At 62.4% G+C, this 21,860-nt stretch carries 17 protein-coding genes; 15 read left to right on the top strand and 2 right to left on the bottom strand.

Going from position 1 to position 21,860, the window contains the following annotated elements; translation table 11 throughout:
• Positions 1–177 precede the first annotated feature (177 nt).
• The 14 genes from dnaE (at position 178) to ACO06J_RS06575 (ending at position 16,704) form a co-directional block, all read left to right on the top strand.
• Positions 178–3,648, top strand: coding sequence for a DNA polymerase III subunit alpha (gene dnaE / locus ACO06J_RS06640; protein ID WP_421759919.1), 3,471 nt, complete (start codon positions 178–180; stop codon positions 3,646–3,648).
• A 250-nt stretch (positions 3,649–3,898) separates the two neighbouring features.
• A complete protein-coding gene (gene rpsB / locus ACO06J_RS06635) occupies positions 3,899–4,660 on the top strand; it encodes a 30S ribosomal protein S2 (protein WP_421759918.1) in 762 nt (253 codons plus the stop codon).
• A gap of 79 nt (positions 4,661–4,739) precedes the next feature.
• Positions 4,740–5,669 carry a translation elongation factor Ts gene (tsf, locus tag ACO06J_RS06630; RefSeq protein ID WP_421759917.1) on the top strand — a complete coding sequence of 310 codons (930 nt, stop codon included), beginning with the start codon at positions 4,740–4,742 and terminating at the stop codon, positions 5,667–5,669.
• Positions 5,670–5,779: 110 nt separating this feature from the next.
• A complete protein-coding gene (gene pyrH, locus ACO06J_RS06625) occupies positions 5,780–6,493 on the top strand; it encodes a UMP kinase (RefSeq protein WP_421759916.1) in 714 nt (237 codons plus the stop codon).
• A gap of 27 nt (positions 6,494–6,520) precedes the next feature.
• Positions 6,521–7,081, top strand: coding sequence for a ribosome recycling factor (frr, locus tag ACO06J_RS06620; protein ID WP_421759915.1), 561 nt, complete (start codon positions 6,521–6,523; stop codon positions 7,079–7,081).
• A 35-nt stretch (positions 7,082–7,116) separates the two neighbouring features.
• A complete protein-coding gene (uppS, locus tag ACO06J_RS06615; protein ID WP_421759914.1) occupies positions 7,117–7,878 on the top strand; it encodes a polyprenyl diphosphate synthase in 762 nt (253 codons plus the stop codon).
• A 71-nt stretch (positions 7,879–7,949) separates the two neighbouring features.
• Positions 7,950–8,765, top strand: a complete 816-nt coding sequence (locus tag ACO06J_RS06610) for a phosphatidate cytidylyltransferase (protein WP_421759913.1) — start codon at positions 7,950–7,952, stop codon at positions 8,763–8,765.
• 80 nt (positions 8,766–8,845) lie between these two features.
• Positions 8,846–9,955, top strand: coding sequence for an RIP metalloprotease RseP (gene rseP / locus ACO06J_RS06605; protein ID WP_421759912.1), 1,110 nt, complete (start codon positions 8,846–8,848; stop codon positions 9,953–9,955).
• Between the two features lie 251 nt (positions 9,956–10,206).
• The gene (gene bamA, locus ACO06J_RS06600; RefSeq protein ID WP_421759911.1) at positions 10,207–12,345 is read left to right on the top strand and encodes an outer membrane protein assembly factor BamA; all 2,139 of its coding nucleotides are present in this window, start codon (positions 10,207–10,209) and stop codon (positions 12,343–12,345) included.
• A 92-nt stretch (positions 12,346–12,437) separates the two neighbouring features.
• A complete protein-coding gene (lpxD, locus tag ACO06J_RS06595) occupies positions 12,438–13,466 on the top strand; it encodes a UDP-3-O-(3-hydroxymyristoyl)glucosamine N-acyltransferase (protein ID WP_421759910.1) in 1,029 nt (342 codons plus the stop codon).
• A gap of 5 nt (positions 13,467–13,471) precedes the next feature.
• A complete protein-coding gene (fabZ, locus tag ACO06J_RS06590) occupies positions 13,472–13,954 on the top strand; it encodes a 3-hydroxyacyl-ACP dehydratase FabZ (RefSeq protein WP_421762459.1) in 483 nt (160 codons plus the stop codon).
• On the top strand, positions 13,951–14,757 hold the full coding sequence (gene lpxA / locus ACO06J_RS06585; protein ID WP_421759909.1) for an acyl-ACP--UDP-N-acetylglucosamine O-acyltransferase: 807 nt from the start codon (positions 13,951–13,953) through the stop codon (positions 14,755–14,757). The genes fabZ and lpxA overlap by 4 nt, the downstream gene beginning before the upstream one ends.
• Positions 14,757–15,566, top strand: coding sequence for a UDP-2,3-diacylglucosamine diphosphatase LpxI domain-containing protein (lpxI, locus tag ACO06J_RS06580; protein ID WP_421759908.1), 810 nt, complete (start codon positions 14,757–14,759; stop codon positions 15,564–15,566). Before lpxA ends, lpxI begins: the two co-directional genes overlap by 1 nt.
• Positions 15,559–16,704 carry a lipid-A-disaccharide synthase gene (locus ACO06J_RS06575; RefSeq protein ID WP_421759907.1) on the top strand — a complete coding sequence of 382 codons (1,146 nt, stop codon included), beginning with the start codon at positions 15,559–15,561 and terminating at the stop codon, positions 16,702–16,704. Before lpxI ends, ACO06J_RS06575 begins: the two co-directional genes overlap by 8 nt.
• Here ACO06J_RS06575 and ACO06J_RS06570 read toward each other — a convergent pair.
• A complete protein-coding gene (locus ACO06J_RS06570) occupies positions 16,680–17,972 on the bottom strand; it encodes a citrate synthase (protein ID WP_421759906.1) in 1,293 nt (430 codons plus the stop codon). The two genes, ACO06J_RS06575 and ACO06J_RS06570, sit on opposite strands and share 25 nt — an antisense overlap.
• 149 nt (positions 17,973–18,121) lie before the next feature.
• Positions 18,122–19,537: a glutamate--tRNA ligase gene (gltX, locus tag ACO06J_RS06565; RefSeq protein WP_421759905.1), complete on the bottom strand. Its 1,416-nt coding sequence runs from the start codon at positions 19,535–19,537 to the stop codon at positions 18,122–18,124.
• Positions 19,538–19,679: 142 nt separating this feature from the next.
• Between gltX and ACO06J_RS06560 the strand changes: the two genes are divergently transcribed.
• Positions 19,680–21,833 (top strand): ComEC/Rec2 family competence protein, encoded by a 2,154-nt coding sequence (locus ACO06J_RS06560; protein WP_421759904.1) that lies wholly within the window; start codon positions 19,680–19,682, stop codon positions 21,831–21,833.
• Positions 21,834–21,860 lie beyond the last annotated feature (27 nt).

The raw sequence follows: 21,860 nt of genomic DNA, 5'->3' as shown, positions 1-21,860 counted from the left end.
AACTCAGGAGGTTCCGATGCTTACTTTCGTCAAGGATCTGCTCGCGTTCGTCGTCATCTGCGGCTTTTCGGTCGCCTCGCTTACCTGGATGGATATCGCTGCCCGACTCGTGTGACGGGTGTGGATTGACCATCTCTGCGGTTGGCGCCCACGCCACCCAGAGCGTAGGAACATGACATGGCTGGTCCAGGCTTCGTTCATCTGCATGTGCATTCGGCGTTCTCCCTGCTTGAGGGGGCGCTGCAGCTCGGCAAGGTTCTGGATCTCGCCAAGACCGACAAGCAGCCGGCGCTCGGCATTGCCGACACCAACAACCTGTTCGGGGCACTCGAGTTCTCCGAAAAAGCCGCCGGCAAGGGCATCCAGCCGCTTATCGGTGTTGAACTCGGCCTCGAATTCCCCGAGATCGCCCGCGATCAGGATCGCATGCAGGAACGCGGTCAGGACCGCGGCCAATATGGCAAGGGTGGCGTCGCGCTCATCGCCACCAATGCCACCGGCTTCGGCAACCTCTCCAGGCTAGTCAGCAAGGCTCACCTTGAAGGCGAGAACGGGCGCGTCTCTGCCAAGGTCAGCTGGCTCGACCGCGACAACCTGAGCGGCATCATTTGTCTCTCCGGTGGCCCCGAAGGTGCCATCGATCCGTGGTTTACCAACGGCCTCGAGGCTCAGGCGTTGTCCCGTCTCGGCCAGTTGCACGAACTGTTCGGCGACCGCTTTTACATCGAGCTGCAGCGTCACGGCCGCCCGCAGGAGGCGCTGAACGAAGCGCGCCTGCTCGATTACGCCTACCTCAAGGGCATCCCGCTGGTTGCCACCAACGAGCCCTTCTACCTCGGCCCCGCCGATTTCGAGGCCCATGACGCGCTGCTGGCGATCGCCGGCGGCACTGTCCTCGCGCAAACCGAACGGCGGAAGCTCACCAATCAGCATTACTTCAAAACCCGTGCCCAGATGGTCGAGCTCTTCGCCGATCTGCCAGAGGCGCTCGCCAGCACCGTCGAGATCGCCCAGCGGGTCAGCTATCGCCCCAAGAAGCGCGATCCGGTCCTGCCGAAATTCGCTGCCGCACCCGATCTGTCCGAAAACGAGGCCATCGCTGCCGAGGGCCGAGCCCTTGCCGAAATGGCGCGCACCGGGCTGGAGCAGCGCTTCAAGACCGCCGGCATCGCCAAGGACAAGACCGAAGACGAATACCGGCAGCGGCTGGAGTTCGAACTCAACATCATCGAAAAGATGAAGTACCCCGGCTACTTCCTCATCGTGGCCGATTTCATCCAGTGGGCCAAGGCGCAGGATATTCCTGTCGGCCCGGGCCGTGGCTCGGGCGCTGGCTCGCTCGTCGCCTACGCGACCACCATCACCGACCTCGACCCCCTCCGCTACAACCTTCTGTTCGAGCGCTTCCTCAATCCCGAGCGCGTCTCGATGCCGGATTTTGACATCGACTTCTGCCAGGATCGTCGCGAAGAGGTGATCCGCTACGTCCAGAAGAAGTACGGCTTCGAGCAGGTCGCCCAGATCATCACCTTTGGAACGCTCCAGGCCCGCGCCGTGCTGCGCGACGTCGGCCGCGTCCTGCAGATGCCCTATGGCCAAGTCGACCGCATTGCCAAGCTCGTCCCCGCCAATCCAGCCGATCCCTGGACGCTGGAGCGCTCCCTCAAGGAAGTGCCGCAGCTCAAGATGATGGCCGACGAGGACGAGCAGGTCGGCGAACTGCTGGCGATCGGCCAGAAGCTCGAGGGCCTGTTTCGCCACGCCTCCACCCACGCCGCCGGCATCGTCATCGGCGACCGACCGCTGCAGGAACTGGCGCCGCTCTATCGCGATCCGCGCTCTGACATGCCGGTCAGCCAGTACAACATGAAGTGGAGCGAAGCTGCCGGGCTGGTGAAGTTCGACTTTCTCGGCCTCAAGACGCTGACCACCATCAAGCGCGCCGTCGATATGATCAACCGCGACGGCGGCAACTTCCGGATCGAAGACATCCCGCTCGACGACGAGGCGACCTACAAGCTCTACCAGATCGGCGACACCGCCGGCGTGTTCCAGGTGGAAGGCGCCGGCATGCGCCGCGCCTTGGTGGACATGAAGCCCGACCGTTTCGAGGACATCATCGCTCTCGTGGCGCTCTATCGCCCCGGCCCGATGGACAACATCCCGCTGTTCAACGCCCGTAAGCGCGGCGACGAGGACATCGAGTATCCGCATGAGGCTCTGAGCGAGGTCCTCGACGAGACCTACGGCATTATCGTCTACCAGGAGCAGGTGATGCAGATCGCCCAGTTGCTCTCGGGCTATTCGCTGGGCGAAGCCGATATGCTCCGTCGCGCCATGGGCAAGAAGATCAAGGCCGAAATGGACGCGCAGCGCGAGCGCTTCCAGGAGGGCTGCATCCGCTTCGGCCTGAAGCCCGGCCTCGCCGACACCATCTTCGACCTCCTCGCCAAGTTCGCCAACTATGGCTTCAACAAGTCCCACGCCGCGACCTACGCGCTCGTCAGCTACCAGACCGCCTACCTCAAGGCGCACTATCCGCACGAGTTCTTCGCAGCGACCATGACGCTCGACATGGGCAACACTGACAAGCTCAACGAATTCCGTCAGGACGCCAAGAAACACGAAATCGAGATCGTGCCCCCCTGCGTCAACCGCTCCGACGCAGTGTTCAACACCCACGACAAGAAAGTGTTTTACGCCATCGGTGCCGTCAAAGGCGTGGGGCAGGCAGTCGCTGAGCACATCATGGCCGCCCGCGGCTACCGCCCCTTCGCCGACCTCGGCGATTTCGCAGCACGGGTCGACCCCCGGATCATCAACCGCCGGACGCTCGAAGCGCTGGTCAATGCCGGCGCCTTCGATCAACTGGTCAAGCGGCGCGAGCAGGCCTTCGCTGCCATAGACTCGATCGTCGCCGTTGCGCAGCGCACCAATTCCAACCAGGCCGACGGCATCGTCGACATGTTCGCCGCCGATAAGCCCGAGCCGATCAACCTCAGCCAAAGCGTAACCAACTGGCTACCGGCGGAGCGGCTGGAGCGCGAGCATAGCGCCATCGGCTTCCACCTCTCCGGCCACCCGCTTGACCAGTACGCCGAACTCTTCGACCGCCTGCGCGTCCAGCCCTGGGTCGATTTCGAGCGCGCGGTGAAAGAAGCCGGCGCCCGGGCAGGGCGCCTCGCCGGCACCATCTCCAGCCGCAACGACCGTCGGACCAAGAAGGGTACGCCCATGGCGATCCTGACCCTGTCCGACGCCAGCGGCGGCTACGAGGTCATCGCGTTCTCCGAGCAGATCAGCCAGTTCTCCGATGTGCTGCAGCCGGGCAAGTCGGTCGTCCTCACCATCGAGGCCGACGAACGCCCCGATGGCATCAGCCTCCGCCTCAGCGCCGCCGAGCCGATCGAAGGTCTGGCCGAAAAGGTCGGCAAGCGCCTCACCGTCTTCGCCGGCTCCGACAAGTGCCTCGGCCCCATCCGCTCCCAGCTCAAGCCGGGCGGCGAAGGCCTCGTCAGCTTCATCGTCATCCGCGACGGCGGCGCCAAGGAATACGAGATCGAACTCAAAGGCGGCTACCGCCTCACCCCCGAGTTCGCCGGCGCCGTCAAAGCCCTCGAAGGCGTGGTGGACGTTCGTTTGAGTTGAGGCCTGTCGCGTTCCATACAGAAGTCATTCATCCGTTTGACAAGCTGTTCATCGACGTGACGAAGGTACGGCGCCCTGCCACACTTGCCTTACCCTCCAAAACCCCCTATATGCGCGGCGCGTTCGGGATTCCCCATCGCAAATTCACACGCAGGGCAGGCGCCCCGGCATTGAGGCCGAGGGTTCCATCCGGTGGCGGCAAATCCGCCTCGACACCCTGCGGAGGCTCAACCGGTAAAGGAGCATGCTCATGGCATTGCCCGAATTCTCCATGCGCCAGCTGCTCGAAGCAGGCGTCCACTTTGGTCACCAGAAGCACCGCTGGAACCCCAAGATGGAACGCCACATCTTCGGCGTGCGCAACGACATCCACATTCTCGATCTCTCGCAGACCGTCCCGGCCCTGCAGCGCGCCCTCCAGCTGATCTCGGACACCGTCGCTGACGGCGGCCGCGTTCTGTTCGTCGGCACCAAGCGCCAGGCCGCTCCAGTCGTTGCCGAAGCTGCGCGCCAGTCCGCCCAGTACTATGTGAACTCGCGTTGGCTCGGCGGCACGCTGACCAACTGGCAGACCATCTCGAACTCGATCTCGCGCCTGCGCGAACTCGAGGCTCAGGATGAGAGCTCGGGTTTCACCAAGAAGGAACTCCTGCTCCTCAGCCGTGAGAAGGAGCGCCTTGAGCGCGACCTCGGCGGCATCAAGGACATGGGCAACCTTCCCAACCTGCTGTTCGTTATTGACACCAACAAGGAAGCGAACGCCATCAAGGAAGCCAAGCGCCTTGGCATCCCGGTGATCGCGATCGTCGACTCGAACTCTGATCCCGATACCGTCGATTTCGCCATTCCCGGCAACGACGACGCCGCCCGCGCTCTCGAGCTCTATTGCAGCCTCGTGTCCCGCGCAGCGATTGACGGCATTGGCCGTTCGGCTGCTGGCCGTGGTGCCGACCTCGGCGCCTCCGAGTCCGCTCCGGAAGAGCCGGCTCTCGAAGAAGCTGCCGCCAACTAAGACCGGCTTCGGCCGTTCGATTTCATAATCCTGAAACGCGCGGTCTCACATATGTGGGGCCGCGAAGAGGTGAATCAGAATGTCAGTGACAGCCCAGCAGGTAAAAGAACTCCGCGACATGACCGGCGTGGGGATGATGGATTGTAAGAAAGCCCTGGCCGAGACCGGTGGCGACATGGAAGCCGCCATTGATTGGCTGCGCACCCGCGGCCTCGCCAAGGCCGCCAAGAAGGCCGGCCGCGTCGCGGCAGAAGGCCTCGTCGGCATCAACATCGAGGGCACCAAGGGCTCGATCGCGGAAGTCAATTCCGAGACCGATTTCGTGGCGCGCAACGACCAGTTCCAGTCGATCGTCGGCAACGTCGCCAAGCTCGCGCTCGACGCAGCCGGCGATGTCGGCAAGCTCTCCGAAATGCCGTACCCCGGTTCGGGCCGTTCGGTTTCGGCCGAACTCACCGATGCGATCGCCAAGATCGGCGAGAACATGAACCTCCGCCGCACCGCGACGCTCACAGTTTCCGACGGCATTATCGGCTCGTATGTCCACAACACGGTGAAGCCGGGTCTGGGCAAGCTTGGCGTCATCGTCGCGCTCGAGTCGACAGGTGATAAAGCCGCGCTCGCCAACCTCGGCAAGCAGATCGCCATGCACATCGCCAACACAAACCCCCTTTCGATCTCGCCCGACGATATCGATCAGGACGTCGTGGCGCGCGAGCGTGCGATCTTCACCGAGCAGGCCAAGGAATCGGGCAAGCCGGCTGAAGTGGTCGCCAAGATGGTCGAAGGCCGCGTCCGCAAGTTCTACGAAGAGTCGACACTGCTTGCGCAGACCTTCGTGATCGACGGCGAGACCAAGGTCGGCGACGTCGTCAAAAACGCTGAAAAGGAAGTCGGTGCCCCCATCAAGGTGACCGGGTTCGTGCGCTATGCGCTCGGCGAAGGCATCGAGAAGGAAGAAACCGACTTCGCCGCTGAAGTTGCGGCCACGGCTGGCGTTAACAAGTAACGCCGTCACAATTCTTGTGGCGGGGTGGTATCCACCCCGCCCGAATATGCAATAACCTCTCACGGGCGCCGCGGATTCGGGCCCTAAACAGAGTTGCGAGGGGTCTGACGATGGCGAAATCCGCCTACAAACGGATACTGCTGAAAGTGTCGGGCGAGGTCCTCGCCGGCGACCAGTCCTTCGGCATCGAACCACAATTCCTGCACGCTGTTGCCGACCAGATCGCGAGTGCCGCGCGCACCGGGGTCGAGATCGCCGTTGTCATCGGCGCCGGCAACATCTTCCGTGGCATGGCGGTAGCCGCCAAGGGCGCCGACCGCGTGACCGGCGACGTCATGGGAATGCTTGGCACCGTGATCAATTCCCTCGCTCTCGGTGACGCGATCGAGCAGAAAGGCGTCAAGGTCAAAGTCTACTCAAACGTCCCGATGGAAACCGTCGCGGATACGTTTACGGCGCGCGACGCCAACCGGGCGCTGGCCGAGGGTAACGTCGTGATCTGCGCTGGCGGCACCGGCAGCCCATTCTTCACCACCGACACCGCTGCAGCCCTCAAGGCGATCGAGCTACGGTGCGACGTGCTGCTCAAGGGCACCAAGGTAGACGGCGTCTACTCGGAAGATCCCAAGAAAAATCCCAAGGCGCAGCGCTTCGAGACCATCAGCCATGAAGAAGTGCTGGCGCGCGACCTCAAGGTCATGGATACGGCGGCGTTCGCCCTTGCCCGCGACAACGGCTTGCCGATAATTGTGTATGCACTAGACGACAAAGAGGGCCTGCTCGGTGTACTCGCGGGTCGGGTCAGAAGTACGCGCGTCGGTTAAGGCGCTGCAGAATATAAGGAGTTTCAGATGGCCGAAACGTTCTCGCTCGCGGCGCTGAAGGATCGTATGCAGAAGTCCATTCTCTCGCTGCGCGAAGAGTTGGGCGGTTTGCGCACTGGACGTGCCAGCCCCAGCCTGCTGGAGCCGGTCATGGTCGAAGCCTATGGCAGCAAGATGCCGCTCAACCAGGTGGCGACAGTGTCCGCTCTCGAAGCCCGCATGCTGAGCGTGCAGGTGTGGGATCGCGGTCTCGCTGGCGCTGTCGAAAAGGCCATCCGCAATTCCGGGCTAGGTCTCAACCCGGCGGCAGAAGGTGCGGTCATCCGCGTGCCACTTCCCGAGCTTAATGAGGAACGCCGCCGCGAATTGACCAAAGTGGCGCACAATTATGCCGAGCAGGCGCGCGTCGCTGTCCGCCACATTCGTCGCGACGGGATGGACCTGCTCAAAAAGCTCGAGAAGGACGGGGTCATCAGCCAGGACGACGGACGCAAGTTCAGCGACCAGGTGCAGGTGGCAACAGATTCTGCCGTCGATGACATCGACAATGTGGTGGCCGTCAAGGAACAGGAAATCATGCAGGTCTAGTATGGATCTGTAACCGCTGCCCCGGGAGGGCGCCAATGTCCGTCGAACCCGCCATCGCCGCGCAGCCCTCTGACAAGCTGGGCCTAAAGATCCCGGCGCATGTCGCGGTGATCATGGATGGCAATGGCCGCTGGGCAATGGCCCGCGGCAAGCAGCGGACGGAAGGGCACGTCGAAGGCGTCAAGGCACTGCGCCGCATCGTCGATCTGTCGATCCGATACGACGTCAAGCATCTGACGGTGTTCAGCTTTTCATCCGAAAACTGGCGCCGGCCGCGGGACGAAGTCAACTTCATCTTCGGCCTGCTCTACCGGTTCGTGGCCTCCGACCTTGCGACGCTGATCCGCAACAATGTGCGCGTGCGCATCATCGGCACGCGCATCGGCCTCGATGACGCGCTGAAGCGCCTGATCGGCGAGGTCGAAAGCAAGACCGCGCGGAACACTGGGCTGGAGTTGATCGTCGCCTTCAACTACGGCGGCAAGGCCGAAATCACCGAGGCGACACGACGCATAGCCGAAGCAGTGGCTGCAGGACGCCTGAAGCCTGAAGAGATTACCGAAGCGACCCTCGAGCGCGAACTTTACACCCACGGCATCCCCGACCCTGACGTCATCGTGCGCACCAGCGGCGAGCGGCGGTTCTCCAACTTCCTGCTTTGGCAGGGCGCCTACTCGGAACTCGTGTTCGTCGACGAAAACTGGCCCGATTTCGGCGAGGCCACCTTCCTCAAGGTGCTTGAAGAATATTCGGCACGAAAGCGCCGGTTCGGCGGGATCGAGTCGAGCAACTCGTGAGTGAACCGTCGGCGCCCCGTCCTCCGTTTGAACCGCTGGCGCGCCGGTCGTGGACCGATCTGGGGCCGCGCGTGGCGTCTGCATTTGTGCTGCTGGCCATAACAATCTTCGGGCTGTACCTCGGGGGGTATGTGTTCGCGGCCCTCGTGGGTGCGGTCTTTGCCGGCTGCTACCGGGAGTGGGAGCGGATGGTAACCCTCAAACCGCTCACCTGGATTGGCGGCTTGCTCATCGGGTTATTGGCCATTTCCGCCATCCTTTATGTGGCAATCGGGCCACTGGCCGCTCTGGCGGCCATCGTTGCCGCAATCGGCATATCCGTGCTCGGCGAGCCTGGTGCACGCCGCTGGCGAATTATCGGCGTCGCCTTCTATGGCATTGTTATTATTGCCATTCTTGCCATGCGTGGCGAAGCGACCTGGAACATTCACGGAGCCGGAATGGACGCCGGGCTATGGGCCGGGGTGATGCTGGGCACCGTAATCTGGGCCACCGATACCGGCGCATTCTTCACCGGCCGCCAGGTCGGCGGCGAGAAATTGGCGCCCGATATCTCGCCGTCCAAAACCTGGTCTGGCGCCATTGGTGGCTTCGGCTTGGGGACGCTTGCCGGTCTGGTGCTCTGGTTGTTGATCGTTCCGGCATCGCCCTGGTGGATCGGTCTCGCGCTATCGGCGGCAATCAGCATTCTGGGGCAGGCGGGCGACCTCACCGAGAGCGCCATCAAGCGCCGCTTCCGCGTCAAGGACTCCGGCGATATCATTCCCGGACACGGCGGGCTGATGGACCGCCTGGACAGCCTGACCTTCGGGGTCCTCTTCCTCTTCGCTGTCGGTTACCTTCACGCAGGTTTTGGCTCTGTTGCGGCAGGGTTCCTCCTCTGGTAGCGATCGCTTGGCGGCAAGTATCGCAATGTTAACGCAATCCGCCCCTAACTAGACGCTCCGGGCGGCAAGAGACTAACGACATGGACTTCATACTCTGGTTGCTGAGCTACGTGGTGCCGTTCCTCGCGGTGCTCACCGTCATCGTGTTCGTTCACGAGATGGGGCACTATCTCGTCGCCCGCTGGAACGGCATTGCCATCCAGACCTTCTCGCTCGGTTTCGGCCCTGAACTTGTTGGGTTCAACGACAAGAGCGGCACGCGCTGGCGCCTCTCGGCGATCCCCTTGGGCGGCTATGTCCGCTTTGTCGGCGATATGAACGCCGCCAGCGTCCCGGACGAAGAATTCATCGCCAAGGCCGGACCGGAACTGCACAACAAGCTCTTCGTCAACAAGAACGTCTGGCAGCGTATCTCCGTGGTCGTTGCCGGCCCCGTCGCCAACATCATCCTTACGCTCCTCGTACTTTACGCGCTGCTGCTCGGCTATGGCCGCTACGTTGTGCCGGCCGTGATCGATGCTGTCAGCCTCGGCTCAGTAGCCGAACGGGCAGGGCTCGCCGCGGGGGATAAGGTTATGTCCGTTGACGGATTCGAGGTTCGCGGCTTCGACGATTTCCAACGCCTAGTCGCTACAGCGCCCGAACGCACGGTCACCATAACCATCGAGCGCAACGGCAACGAGCAGACCATTACCGCCGTCCCCGAAGCCGCCATGACGCAGGATCGTTTCGGCAATAACCACCGCATCGGCAGAATTGGCGTCACCAAGAACGTCGAGCAGGCCGATGTCGTCCTTTACCGTCCGGACCCGATCGAGGCGGTCGGTATGACGTTTGAGGAAGTGCGCTTCATTATGGATCGCACAGTCGCCTTTCTCGGCGATTTCTTCGTCGGGCGCGGTGACGTCGAACAACTCGGCGGCCCGATCAAGGTCGCAAAGGTCTCGCAGGAAGTCGCCAGCCTTGGAATCGTCGCCCTGATCAACCTGATGGCGCTCCTCTCGCTCAATATCGGCGTATTCAACCTCCTCCCGATCCCCATGTTGGACGGTGGCCACCTGGCCTATTACCTCATCGAAGCAATCCGGGGCCGCCCACTCAGCACCAAGGTTCAGGAGATCGGTTTCAGGTTTGGCCTCGCCATAGTTTTCACGCTGATGGTCTTCACTCTCGTGAACGATCTCATCTGACCGCACCCAGGGGGCCGCGTGATCACCAAGGCAAGAAGCGCATTTGCCGCAACCCGCGGAGTGCGGCATTAACCCTTGGATAACCTTGGTTTTCTAGGTGTTGCAGGAATACACGCGGACCAATCTTTCGCTAACCCAATGGGGCGTCGCAGCTTGCCTGTGGTTAAAAAAACAGTAAAAGCTATCAATGGAGTTAGCTGAGAGCGCTGTGAGGCGATTCTTGGCGTAGGTCGCACGAGGCAATTAGAACCATGACGAACCCGATTAAGCTGACGCGCGGAGTATTTCTGGCGCTCGCCATGCTGGTAGCGGCGCCCTTCGCGGGTTCCGGAACGCCGCTGGTTGGTGTCGAAATCGCCCACGCTGAAACGCAGAAGCTGGTGTCTTCGGTTCTGTTTGAGGGCAACAATGCGTTCTCTGATGCGGCACTGCTGGCCATGGTGAACGTTGGTGCACGCGGCAGCTACACCGAGCAAAGCCTTGCTTCTGACGTTGAGAGCATCCGGCTCGCATACGCGGCCAAGGGCTTTGATAAAGTTTCAGTTTCGGCCAAGACCGAAGCGTCAGACAACGGCCGCACGCGCATCACCTTCGTTGTGAATGAGGGCGAGCGGACCGGCGTTGCGGCGATTAACTTTACCGGCAACAGCGCCATCGGTAGCGGCTCCCTCAAGGCGATCATCCGCACCCATGAGACTGGTCTGTTCAGCTGGCTGTTCCGTGACGATACCTACAGTCAGGAGCAGTTGCAGGCGGATAGCAGTCTGATCGAACTCTACTACGCCAACCATGGCTACCCCGATGCCAAGGTCACCTCGGCAGTCGGTGAGTTCGACACCTCGCGCAGCGCCTACTTCGTGAACTTCACCATTTCCGAGGGTGATCGCTATCGCTTCGGTAGCGTCGCGGTTGAGACGTCAATCCCGGGCCTGAACGCTGACGTGCTCGCAAGCACGATCCGGACTGGCAAGGGTGAGACCTATTCCTATGCGAACCTCAACCGCTCGCAGGAAGACATGGCAGTCGAGGCGACGTCGCAGGGCTATGCCTTCGCCGACGTGCGTCCGCGCGTCGAGCGCGACGCAGCCAATGGCGTGTTCAACGTGACATACCTCGTTGATGAGGGCGCGCGCCTCTACGTTGAGCGCATCAACATCACCGGCAACACCAAGACCCGTGACGCGGTTATCCGCCGCGAGCTGGATTTTGGTGAAGGCGACCCCTTCAACCGCACCATGGTGCAGCGCGGCAAGTCGGCAATCGAAGCTCTTGGCTTCTTCAAGACAGTGAATTTCGACATGCAGGCTGGCAGTGCGCCGGACAAGGTCGTCATCAACATCCAGGTTGAAGAGCAGTCCACTGGCGACTACGGCCTGAGCGCCGGATATGCTTCGGACTCGGGTCTCCTGGGTGAGGTTTCGGTTACCGAACGCAACTTCCTTGGTCGCGGCCAGTACGTGAAGGCATCGATCAGTGCGTCGCAGACGGGCCAGAGCTACACCTTCTCTTTCACCGAACCGCGCTTCATGGGCCTCAAGATCTCGTCCGGTTTCGATCTCTATCACAAGACGACCGACGACGGCGTGGGTGCACGGTACGGCACCGTGGCTAATGGCGGGCAGATCCGCTTTGGTCTTCCGGTCACTCGCGACATCGATGTGCAGTTAATGACCGGTATCGAGCAGAAGACTGTATCTGACGGCAACGGCGACTCTGACATCGTGACCGACGGTGACGTCTTCACCAAAGAGTGGTTGGGCTACACCGCGACCTATAACGGGCTTGATAATACTAAGCACCCGACGGAAGGGCTGTACGCAACGCTGACGCAACAGTACTTCCATGGCGACTGGGACAATGTGTCGAATGATTTCGTGAAGTCTGAAGTAAAGGCGCGCTACTACATGCCGCTTCTGGCTGACGCGAACATCATCGGCAGCATCAAGGGGCAGGCAGGTATCATCAATGCTCTCGACGGTAAGGATATCACCGCCCTCGAGACCTTCCACTCTGCCTCAAGCCTCGTACGCGGCTTCAGCATCATGCAACCACTGCTGGATCCGACCGCTTCATCCGGCGAAGGCCTTGGCTATACCGGCTATGTTGCGGCGTCGGCTGAAATCGAGTTCCCGATCCCCGTGATCCCGGAGTCCTATGGTATCCGCGGTTCGATCTGGGCCGACGCTGCGTTGATCGACGGTAGCGGCTACCTCAATGGTCACCCAATCGACGCGGACAGTATCGACCAGAAGCTGAAAGCGTCCGTTGGCGCCTCGGTTATCTGGGACAGCCCGTTCGGTCCGCTGCGTGGCGATTTCGCCTACATCCTGAACAAGGCGACGGACGACAAGACCGAAGTGTTCCAGCTGACCCTACAGCAGCTGCTCTAGTTTCGCCCCGGCTTTGCCGGAAGCGGAGATCCAAAGGTTAAAGAGGCCGCGGCGCGGTTGCCCCGCGGCCTCTTTGTTGTGTAATGACAGCTATGGTTGATACGCGCTTCCACACCTCATCTGGCCCCATTGCACTGAGTGCAGTGCTGGCAACGCTGCCGCGGGCGCCCCAGGTGAGCGACCGGCGCCTTCCAGGTGTTGTTCTCGTCGGTGCCGAGGAGTTGGATCGGGCAGGTCCCCGCCACCTGGCGCTGGCGGCAACCGCTCGCTACACGGATGATCTCGCTGTAACCGAAGCCGGCGTTGTGGTGATCCATCCCTCGCTTGCTGAACATGTTCCGGCGACAGCCGTAGTCCTCATGTCCGACAAACCCCACGACCTGTTCGTCGATATCCTTGATCGCCTCTACCCACTGGGAACCCGTGATGTGGCGGCCGGTCTGATGGATCGGACAGGTCCGGCGCCGTTTCTCGAAGAAGGCGTTCGCTTGGGGGCGAACGTCGTACTGGGGGCGGGCGTTGAGATTGGCCGCGGCACCATTATTGGCGCCAACTCTGTGATCGGCAGAGGCGTCACCATCGGGCGGAACGCGGTCATCGGGACCAATGTCAGCATCGAGTGTGCGCACCTGGGCAACAATGTCGTGCTGCAGGCGGGCGCACGCATCGGCGGCGAAGGATTTGGCTGGTTGGAACTCGGCCGCACCAACCGTAAGGTACCGCAGTTGGGCCGCGTTATCTTGCAGGATGGCGTAGAGGTGGGTGCCAACAGCACAATTGATCGCGGCGCCCTCGGAGATACCGTTATTGGTGAGGGCACCAAGATCGACAATCTAGTGCAGATTGGCCACAATTGTCGCGTCGGCCGCTTCTGTCTGGTGGCGGCGACTGCCGGCATGGGAGGCAGCACAATCGTTGGCGATCGCGTTATGTTTGCGGCTGGTTCCGGAACCACGGGTCATTTGCGCGTAGGGGACGGCAGCGTCTTGTCAGCGCGCGCCGTGGTCACTAAGGACGTGCCAGCGGGCGCGACGGTTGGCGGTCATCCCGCGCAGGATCTCAAGGGCTGGCAGCGTGAAATGATCCTGTTGCGACGACTGAACAAAAGGGGATTAGAGTGACTGTTATGAACGAGGCGCCGGTCGCACCGAAAAAGGAACTGACCTCGATGGATATCGGGGACATCCTGAGGCACCTGCCGCACCGCTATCCCTTTCTGATGATCGATCGCATCATTGAGGTCGATGGGCTAGAGTCCGGGATTGGCATCAAGAATGTCAGCTTCAATGAACCGATCTTCCAGGGCCACTTCCCCGGCGAGCCCGTGTTCCCCGGTGTCTTGATCATCGAGGGGATGGCGCAAACCGCAGGCGCCATGGCGATTGCTGCTGGCGCCGCCAGCGGCGAAAAGCATATCGTCTATTTGCTCACCGTCGACAAATGCAAGTTCCGCAAGCCGGCTCGTCCTGGTGACCAGATCGAGTACCACATCCGCAAGCTCAGGCGCCGGATGACGATGGGCTGGTTCGAATGCAAGGCAATTGTCGATGGCGTCGTCATCGCCGAAGCTGAAGTCGGTGCCATGGTCAGCCCGAGCACCCAGCAATGAGACATGCGATCCACCCGACGGCCATCGTCGAGCCCGGTGCGGTGCTTGGCGACGGTGTGGTTGTCGGGCCGTTCTGCCATGTGGGCGCGCATGTTGTCCTCAAGGAGAGGGTAGAACTCATCTCCCACGTCGTAGTCAGTGGCTGGACCGCCATTGGTGCTGACACACGGATTTTTCCGTTTGCCTCGATCGGCAGTCCCCCACAGGACCTTAAGTTCAAGGGCGAAGAGAGTCGGCTGGTCATCGGCGAGCGTTGCCAGATCCGCGAGAACGTCACGGTCCACCCCGGCACCGCCGGCGGCGGTCTTGAGACCCGCATCGGCGATGATTGCCTGCTCATGAATTCGGCCCACGTCGCGCACGATTGCCAGATCGGCAACCACGTCATCATTGCCGCCTATGTGGGCATCGCCGGTCATTGCAAGATCGGTGATTATGTCGCGTTCGGCGGGATGTGCGGCGTCCACCAGTTTGTGCGTATCGGTGCTCACGCCTTCATTGGCGCACACTCAATGATCGACTCCGACGTCATCCCTTACGGCATGGCAGTCGGCAATCGAGCACGGCTTGCCGGCCTCAACCTTGTCGGCCTCAAGCGCCGCAAGTTTGACCGGGAGGCCATCCACACACTGCGCGCAGCCTATCGCATGGTCTTTTCAACCGAGGGCACGCTGCAGGAGCGGGTGGAGGATGCAGCAAAGCTGTTTCAGGATGAGCCGCTGGTCCAGGAAGTGGTGAAGTTCATAACCTCAGCCGCCGATCGACCTATCTGCCTGCCTGGCAACGCCTCAAGCGACGATTGATGGGGCGCGCGCTCGCTATTCTAGCTGGTACGGGTTCGCTGGTTGGCGAGGTAGTTGCAGCAGCGATTGGCGCGGGGGATCGCGTTCGGGTCTTTGCACTCGTGCCGCAAGAGACGCTTCCTGGCGTTGATACCGTATCGGCTGACCCTCGCGATCCAGAGCGCCTCTTGGCTGATGTGGCTGCCTTCGGTGCCAGTCACGTAGTGATGGCCGGCGGCCTGATGCTGACTGATCAGATGCGCGAGCGTCTTGGTGGCCTCACCGGAGCCTCGGCGCTCGGCGACGCGGCACTCTCGCAGTTCGCCCGCACGCTGATCGCCCGGTCAGGGGCGCAACTCATCGGCGTCCACGAAGTCTCAGAGACCCTCCTTGCCGCAAGCGGTCACATTGCCGGTCCGCCGGTGACGGAGGCCACGCTTACCGTCGCCGCATTCGCCCTCGGCGTCGCTCGCGAAATCGGCCGGTTGGACCTAGGCCAGGCGGTCGTCGTATCGGGCAGCCGAGTGGTGGCAGCAGAAGACGTTGCTGGCACCGACGAGTTAATGCGCCGGGTCGGGCGCTATCGCGAGCAGGGGCTGCTGGGCGGAGGCACGAGCACACTGCTGCTCGCCAAGGCCAAAAAGCCGCAACAGCCCATGCATGTCGATCTCCCTGCCATCGGAGTCGATACCGTCCGAACCGCCGCCGAAGCCGGCATCTCGGTGATCGCAGTAGAGGCCGGGCGCACTCTCGTTCTAAGTCGCACCCCGCTGGTGGAAGCCGCCCGCAGCCACGGCGTAAGTGTCATCGGCCTCGCTGGCGATGACTAAGCCTATCCGCCTGTTCGTCATGGCGGGGGAGGCCTCGGGCGACCGCCTGGGCGCCGACCTCGTGCAGCGCCTGCGCTCCAAAGCCCAGATAGAGGTAATCGGCGTCGGCGGTCCCGAACTTGAAGCCGAGGGTCTCACCAGCCTCTTTCCCATCACAGATATCGCCGTCATGGGCTGGAGCGACGTCCTGAGGCGGCTACCGCTCCTCCTCTGGCGCCTGCACCAGACCGTACGCGCCATCATCGCCAGCCGCCCAGACGTCGTGGTCCTGATTGACTCGCAAGTCTTTTCCACGCTCGTTGCGAAGCGTATCCGCAAGGCCGGACTCACCGTCCCAACGCTGCTCTACGTGGCGCCAACCGTCTGGGCCTGGAAGCCCGAGCGCGCGCCTGCGCTGCGCGGGCTCTTCGATGAAGTCCTGGCGGTCCTGCCGTTCGAGCCTGCCGCTATGGCGAGGCTCGGCGGCCCGCCCACCAGTTACGTCGGCCATCCCGCGCTGCAGCGGCACCCCATGCGGCAGGACCAGCCCGCAAGCGGTCAGCTCCTCCTGTTGCCCGGCAGCAGGGCAGGGGAACTCCGCCGTCACCTTGAGCTGGTCCGTGCCGTCGCGGAGCGGATGGCGGACCACCCGTCAGTATCCGGCTTCACTATCCCTACACTGCCCTACCTTGCAGATCGGCTGCGGGCGGAAACGGCGCAATGGCAAGTGCCGATCGAGATCGTCACCGGCGATGCACGGACGGTCGCATTCCAGCAGGCTGTTGCCGCATTCGCGGTCAGCGGCACGATCACGCTGGAACTCGCGATGTCCGGCGTCCCAATGCTCGTCACCTATGTCGGCGACCAGCGACAGGCAGTCGAGTTCGCCAAGATAGGTACGCCTCGCATTGCGCTCCCTAACATCGTAGCTGGCAGGCAGATCGTCGGCGAAGCGCTCTTTGCCGAAGAGCCCGAACCAGAGATTGCCGTGGGCGCCCTGAAAGACCTGCTCGAAACCCCTGATGCAATCGCCGCGCAGCTGCGAGGCTTTCGCGAAATCCGCGCCCTGATGGAAAAAGGGGCGCCGGAGGCACCCCTTCAAGATCCTGCTGAGCGTGTGCTCGGCCTGCTCGATCAGCGACTGCTGATCGGCTCGTAGTCGCGCACCGGCGAGCCGTTGTAGAGCTGGCGCGGGCGCCCGATCTTCTTTTGCGGATCGCCGATCATTTCCTTCCACTGCGCAATCCAGCCCACAGTCCGGCTGAGCGCGAAGATGGCTGTGAACATGGAGGTGGGGAAACCGATCGCGTCGAGGATGATGCCGGAATAGAAGTCGACGTTCGGGTAGAGCTTGCGGTCAATGAAATACGGATCCGAGAGCGCAATCTTCTCAAGTTCCTTGGCGACCTGCAGTGTCGGCGACAGGTTGGACGCACCAAGCTGCTCGAGTACCTCGTTGGCCGCCTGCTGCATCACCGTCGCCCGCGGGTCGTAGTTCTTGTAGACGCGATGCCCAAAGCCCATCAGCCGGAAGCCCGAGTTCTTGTCCTTGGCCTTGGCAATGAATTCCGGAATGCGATCGACGGTACCGATCTGCTTGAGCATGTTCAGCGCCGCTTCGTTGGCACCACCATGCGCCGGCCCCCAGAGGCAGGCGACGCCAGCCGCGATGCACGCAAACGGGTTGGCGTCGGACGATCCGGCAAGACGCACGGTCGACGTCGAGGCGTTCTGCTCGTGATCGGCATGCAGTGTGAAAATCAGGTCCATCGCCTTGGCGACCACGGGATTGACCACATAGTCTTCGGCCGGAACCGAAAAGCACATGCGCAGGAAGTTCGACGCATAGTCGAGGTCGTTGCGCGGGTACACGAAGGGCTGCCCCACGGAGTACTTGTAGGCCATGGCGACGATCGTCGGGATCTTTGCGATCATGCGGATCGAAGCGATCTCGCGCTGCATCGCGTCATTGATATCGGTCGAGTCGTGATAAAACGCCGCCATCGCGCCAACCACGCCGCAAACGATGGCCATCGGATGCGCATCGCGGCGGAAGCCGCGATAAAAATAGTGCATCTGCTCGTGCACCATCGTGTGCTTGGTCACCCGGTCGGTGAAGTCTTCCAGTTGCGCCTTGTTCGGCAGCTCGCCGTAGAGCAGCAGGTAGCACACTTCGAGGTAGTTGGATTTGGCCGCCAGCTGCTCGATCGGGTAACCGCGATACATCAGCTCGCCCTTGTCACCATCGATATAGGTGATGGCGCTGTCGGTCGCTGCAGTCGAGGTAAAGCCCGGATCGTAGGTGAACATCCCGGTCTTGGCGTAGAGCGATCGGATGTCGATGACGTCAGGTCCGACCGAACCAGAGAGCACCGGGAACTCGAAGGTCTGGTCCCCGATGGTTAGTTTGGCGACTTTGTCGGACATATGCGCTCTCCTCTGTGGCCGAGGCCCGAGGGAGGTGACGGGCGGCCGGATCGTCGTTAAGGGGCAGTTCTGATTGGCGTAACGTATCTACCAAGGCACTGCAACAGGTGGGTGAACAGCGCTGACCTAATCAGAAATGCTGATCCCCATCAGCTGGCTTGGTCCTGTAGGCGTGCCAGCGTTTCGTCCCGTCCAATCAGCACCATGACTTCGAAGATGCCAGGTGAAATGGTGCGACCTGTCAGCGCGGCGCGCAGCGGCTGAGCCACCTTGCCGAGCTTGAGGCCCCTCGCTTCCGCAAAGGCCCGGGCAGCCGCATCGATCGCCGTGACTGTCCACTCATTCAGCCCACGCAACACCTCGATAAATGCGCCGATATTGCCGCGTGCCTCACCCGTTAGTTGGTCAGCTGCTGCCGCCTCGATCGTCAGCGGACGCACCGCATAGATGAACTGGGCGAGATCGATAAGTTCCAGCACGGTTTTGGCCCGCGGCTGCAGTTCTGGCAGCGAGGCCAGGGCCGTTGCCCGGTTGGCGCGCAGCCCATCGACGTCGGTCAGCCGGCCAACTTCCTGGGCCGTCTCCAGCATCACCTCAAAGAGCCGCTCCGGCGTCGCCTCGCGGATATAGTGGCCGTTGATGTTCTCGAGCTTGACGAAGTCGAACCGCGCCGCACCCTTGTTCAGCGCCTCGAGGCTGAACCACTCGACCATCTGCTCGGTCGAAAAGATCTCGTCGTCGCCGTGCGACCAGCCGAGCCGCGCCAAGTAGTTGCGCATTGCCTCGGGCAGATAGCCCAACTGCCGATAGGCCTCCACTCCCAGCGCGCCATGACGCTTGCTGAGCTTGGCGCCATCCGGTCCATGGATCAGCGGGATGTGCGACATCTCCGGCACTGTCCAGCCCATGCCGTTGTAGATGATGATCTGCCGGGCCGCGTTGGTCAGGTGGTCATCACCACGGATAATGTGGGTGACGCCCATGTCGTGGTCATCCACCACCACGGCGAGCATATAGGTCGGCGTGCCATCAGAGCGCAGGATGATGAAATCGTCGAGGTTCTCGGATTTGAAAACCACCTCGCCCTGCACGTGGTCGTGCACTCGGATCTCACCCGTCGGCGGCGCCTTGATGCGAATTACCGGCGCAACGCCCTCGGGCGCCTCCGACGGGTCGCGGTCTCGCCAATAGCCGTTATAGCGCGGCGGCTTACCGGCGGCGCGTGCCTCCTCGCGCATCGTCGCCAGCTCTTCCTGCGAGCAATAGCAGTAGTAGGCCTGCCCGCGCGACAGCAGCTCGTTGGCGACCTCGGCATGGCGGGCAGCCCGGGCGAACTGCATATAGGGCTCTTCGTCCCAGGTCAGTCCCAGCCACTTCAGCCCGTCAAAGATCGCCTGCACGGCGCCATCCGTCGAGCGTTCCCGGTCGGTGTCCTCAATACGCAGCAGCATCTTGCCGCCGGTGTGCCGCGCAAAGGCCCAGTTGAACAGGGCTGTGCGCGCCCCGCCAATATGCAGATAGCCGGTAGGGGAGGGAGCGAAGCGGGTGACGACGGGCGCGGACATGGGAGCCAGTTACCTCGAACATTAGGCGTTTGGCGGGTGTGTAAGCACGGAACGGCCCAAGCGCAAGGGCAGGCCATCGTTGCCGCACGCGCGCCCGCCGTGCCACACTCGCTTTGGAACCACTGGGGGCAGGGTCGCTCGAGTGACGCAGGTGGACGTCGAGGCAGCGCAGGCGCGCGATCGGGCGATCCTTGTGGATTTGCCCGGTGCCTATCTGCCGTCCCCGCGCCGTCCAAACGGGCCGGTGGGACTGCTCGAGGTCCAACGCCGCAACGGCCTTCTCGAGAGCCTCACCACAGCGCTTGAACACCGTCGGCTGTTCATCCTGCTGCCGTTCGCAATCATCGCCGGGCTCATAATTTCGCTGCTGACGCCGAACGCTCCAGATCCAGCAGCGCTCGCCACTGGCGCTGCGCTCCTCGCCGCGGCCTCGCCGTTCGCATGGCGGCACCTCTTTGCGCTGCGTCTTGTCAGCATCGCAACGGCTTTTTGGGTCGGCTTCTCGCTGCTGGCAGTACATGCAGCGCTGTTCGGCACGACCATGCTCAGCCGCCCCATCTTTGGCACCTACGAGATGCGGGTCGACGAAATCGTCTCCGAGACCACCGAGGAGGCCAGGGTCATTGTCTCGGCCATCGTTCCTCTCGAAAAAGCGCGGGCTTTGCCGGTGCGTCGCGCCCGCATTGTCACCAGGGGCGCTATGCTTGCCCCCGGCGATATCATCCGCGCGCCGGTGCGCTTCTACCCCGTCCCCGGGCCTGTTCTTCCCAACGGCTTCGACACGCAGTTTCACGCCTACTTCGATGGCATTGGCGCCTATGGCAACGCCACCCAGGCCGTCGAGATCATCACTCCCGGCTCCGGCACGGCGCCAGAGCGCATCGTCGATGCAGCGCGGCGGGGCATTGCCGCGCGCATCGATAAGACCCTCTCGCAACCCTCCGCCGGGGTGGCGCGGGCCCTGATCAATGGCGATCAAAGCGCCGTCACCGACCAGGTCCGCGAAACCATGTCGGTGGCCGGCCTCGCGCACGTGCTGTCAGTGTCCGGGCTCCACCTCACCATCGTCGCGGCGCTGGTGCTGTTCACCCTGCGCGGCGGCCTCGCCCTGCTGCCGGGCATGGGTCAGCGCATTGCCGTCAAGCGCCTCGCCGCCATTGGCGCAATCATCGCGGCGCTGGGCTACTACGGTATCTCGGGCGGCAACGTTGCCGCTTTGCGATCAACCATCATGATCGTGCTGGTGCTCGGCGCTGTGGTGTTTGGCCGCCGCGCCCTCACCATGCGCAATGTCGCAATCGCGGCGCTCCTCGTCATCGTCACCGATCCCTCGAGCGTTTTCCGCGCCAGCTTCCAGCTGTCATTTGCGGCGGTCATTGCGCTGGTGGGCATCTGGGAACTGGTCCGTCCGCCCGAAGGCAAGGATCAGTCGCTGGTCATCCGGTTCGCCAATTACCTCGGTGGCATCGTCGCGACCAGCGTTGTCGCGGGGCTCGCCACCGTCCTGTTCTCGGTTTATCACTTCCAGCAGACCTCTCCCCTTGGCGTTCTGGGCAACCTCTTTTCGCTTCCCCTCGTTGGCTTCGTCATGATGCCGGCCGCTCTTGTGGCCACACTGCTGATGCCGTTCGGGCTGGAGAGCCTGCCACTTGTCGTCCTCGGCTGGTCAATCGACCGCATGCTCGATCTCGCCACCATTACCGCGTCCTGGAGCAGTGCACTAAACGCCAGTCCGCTCCTGACCCCGCTGGCCCTTGGCATCGGGCTCGTTGCCTTTGCCTGGTTCGCATTTCTCCCCACATGGCATCGGCTGATCGGTCCGGCACTGATGGTCCCCACCGTGCTGCTCTTCGCGCTGGATCAGCCCCCCGATGTGCTGATCGCCGACACGACTCAAGCCGTCGCCGTCCGCGGCACAACCGATCTGGAACTGGTGACGGGCAAGGGCAAAAGCTTCGCCGTCGGCGTCTGGCAAGATACTTACAACGCCAAGATCGAGGGCCCCTCAGCGCTGATGAAGTGCGACAGCGTCGGCTGCTTTGGCTCAAGCCCTCGCGGCTTCAGCGTCGCCATCGTCAAAGATCCGGCGGCCTTCTACGAAGACTGCCCGATCGCCGACCTGGTCATCTCGCGAATTGAGGCACCTGCCGATTGCGGCGCCAAGACAGTTATCGACGCCAGTGCGCTCGCTGCGGGCGGCACCCATTGGCTTCGCTGGCAGCCTGACAAGCGCCAGTTCGAGATTCGCTCCGCCATCCCGCCCCTGCAGCGCGCCTGGCGAGTTGTGGCGAGATAGGGCGAACTATTGCCCCAGTCCCGCCGC

Source organism: Devosia sp. (assembly GCF_965229025.1).
Taxonomy (GTDB): domain Bacteria; phylum Pseudomonadota; class Alphaproteobacteria; order Rhizobiales; family Devosiaceae; genus Devosia_A.
Note: the sequence above shows the minus strand (reverse complement) of the source record. Positions and strands in the feature narration are given on the sequence as shown.

Bases quoted from the DNA above. Each gene is read 5' to 3' on its own strand.
- uppS (WP_421759914.1), top strand. From the start codon at position 7,117: ATGTCCGTCGAACCCGCCATCGCCGCGCAGCCCTCTGACAAGCTGGGC.
- pyrH (WP_421759916.1), top strand. From the start codon at position 5,780: ATGGCGAAATCCGCCTACAAACGGATACTGCTGAAAGTGTCGGGCGAG.
- gltX (WP_421759905.1), bottom strand. From the start codon at position 19,537: ATGTCCGCGCCCGTCGTCACCCGCTTCGCTCCCTCCCCTACCGGCTAT.
- tsf (WP_421759917.1), top strand. From the start codon at position 4,740: ATGTCAGTGACAGCCCAGCAGGTAAAAGAACTCCGCGACATGACCGGC.
- ACO06J_RS06575 (WP_421759907.1), top strand. From the start codon at position 15,559: ATGACTAAGCCTATCCGCCTGTTCGTCATGGCGGGGGAGGCCTCGGGC.
- lpxD (WP_421759910.1), top strand. From the start codon at position 12,438: ATGGTTGATACGCGCTTCCACACCTCATCTGGCCCCATTGCACTGAGT.
- rseP (WP_421759912.1), top strand. From the start codon at position 8,846: ATGGACTTCATACTCTGGTTGCTGAGCTACGTGGTGCCGTTCCTCGCG.
- rpsB (WP_421759918.1), top strand. From the start codon at position 3,899: ATGGCATTGCCCGAATTCTCCATGCGCCAGCTGCTCGAAGCAGGCGTC.
- lpxI (WP_421759908.1), top strand. From the start codon at position 14,757: ATGGGGCGCGCGCTCGCTATTCTAGCTGGTACGGGTTCGCTGGTTGGC.
- ACO06J_RS06570 (WP_421759906.1), bottom strand. From the start codon at position 17,972: ATGTCCGACAAAGTCGCCAAACTAACCATCGGGGACCAGACCTTCGAG.
- bamA (WP_421759911.1), top strand. From the start codon at position 10,207: ATGACGAACCCGATTAAGCTGACGCGCGGAGTATTTCTGGCGCTCGCC.
- frr (WP_421759915.1), top strand. From the start codon at position 6,521: ATGGCCGAAACGTTCTCGCTCGCGGCGCTGAAGGATCGTATGCAGAAG.
- lpxA (WP_421759909.1), top strand. From the start codon at position 13,951: ATGAGACATGCGATCCACCCGACGGCCATCGTCGAGCCCGGTGCGGTG.
- dnaE (WP_421759919.1), top strand. From the start codon at position 178: ATGGCTGGTCCAGGCTTCGTTCATCTGCATGTGCATTCGGCGTTCTCC.
- fabZ (WP_421762459.1), top strand. From the start codon at position 13,472: ATGAACGAGGCGCCGGTCGCACCGAAAAAGGAACTGACCTCGATGGAT.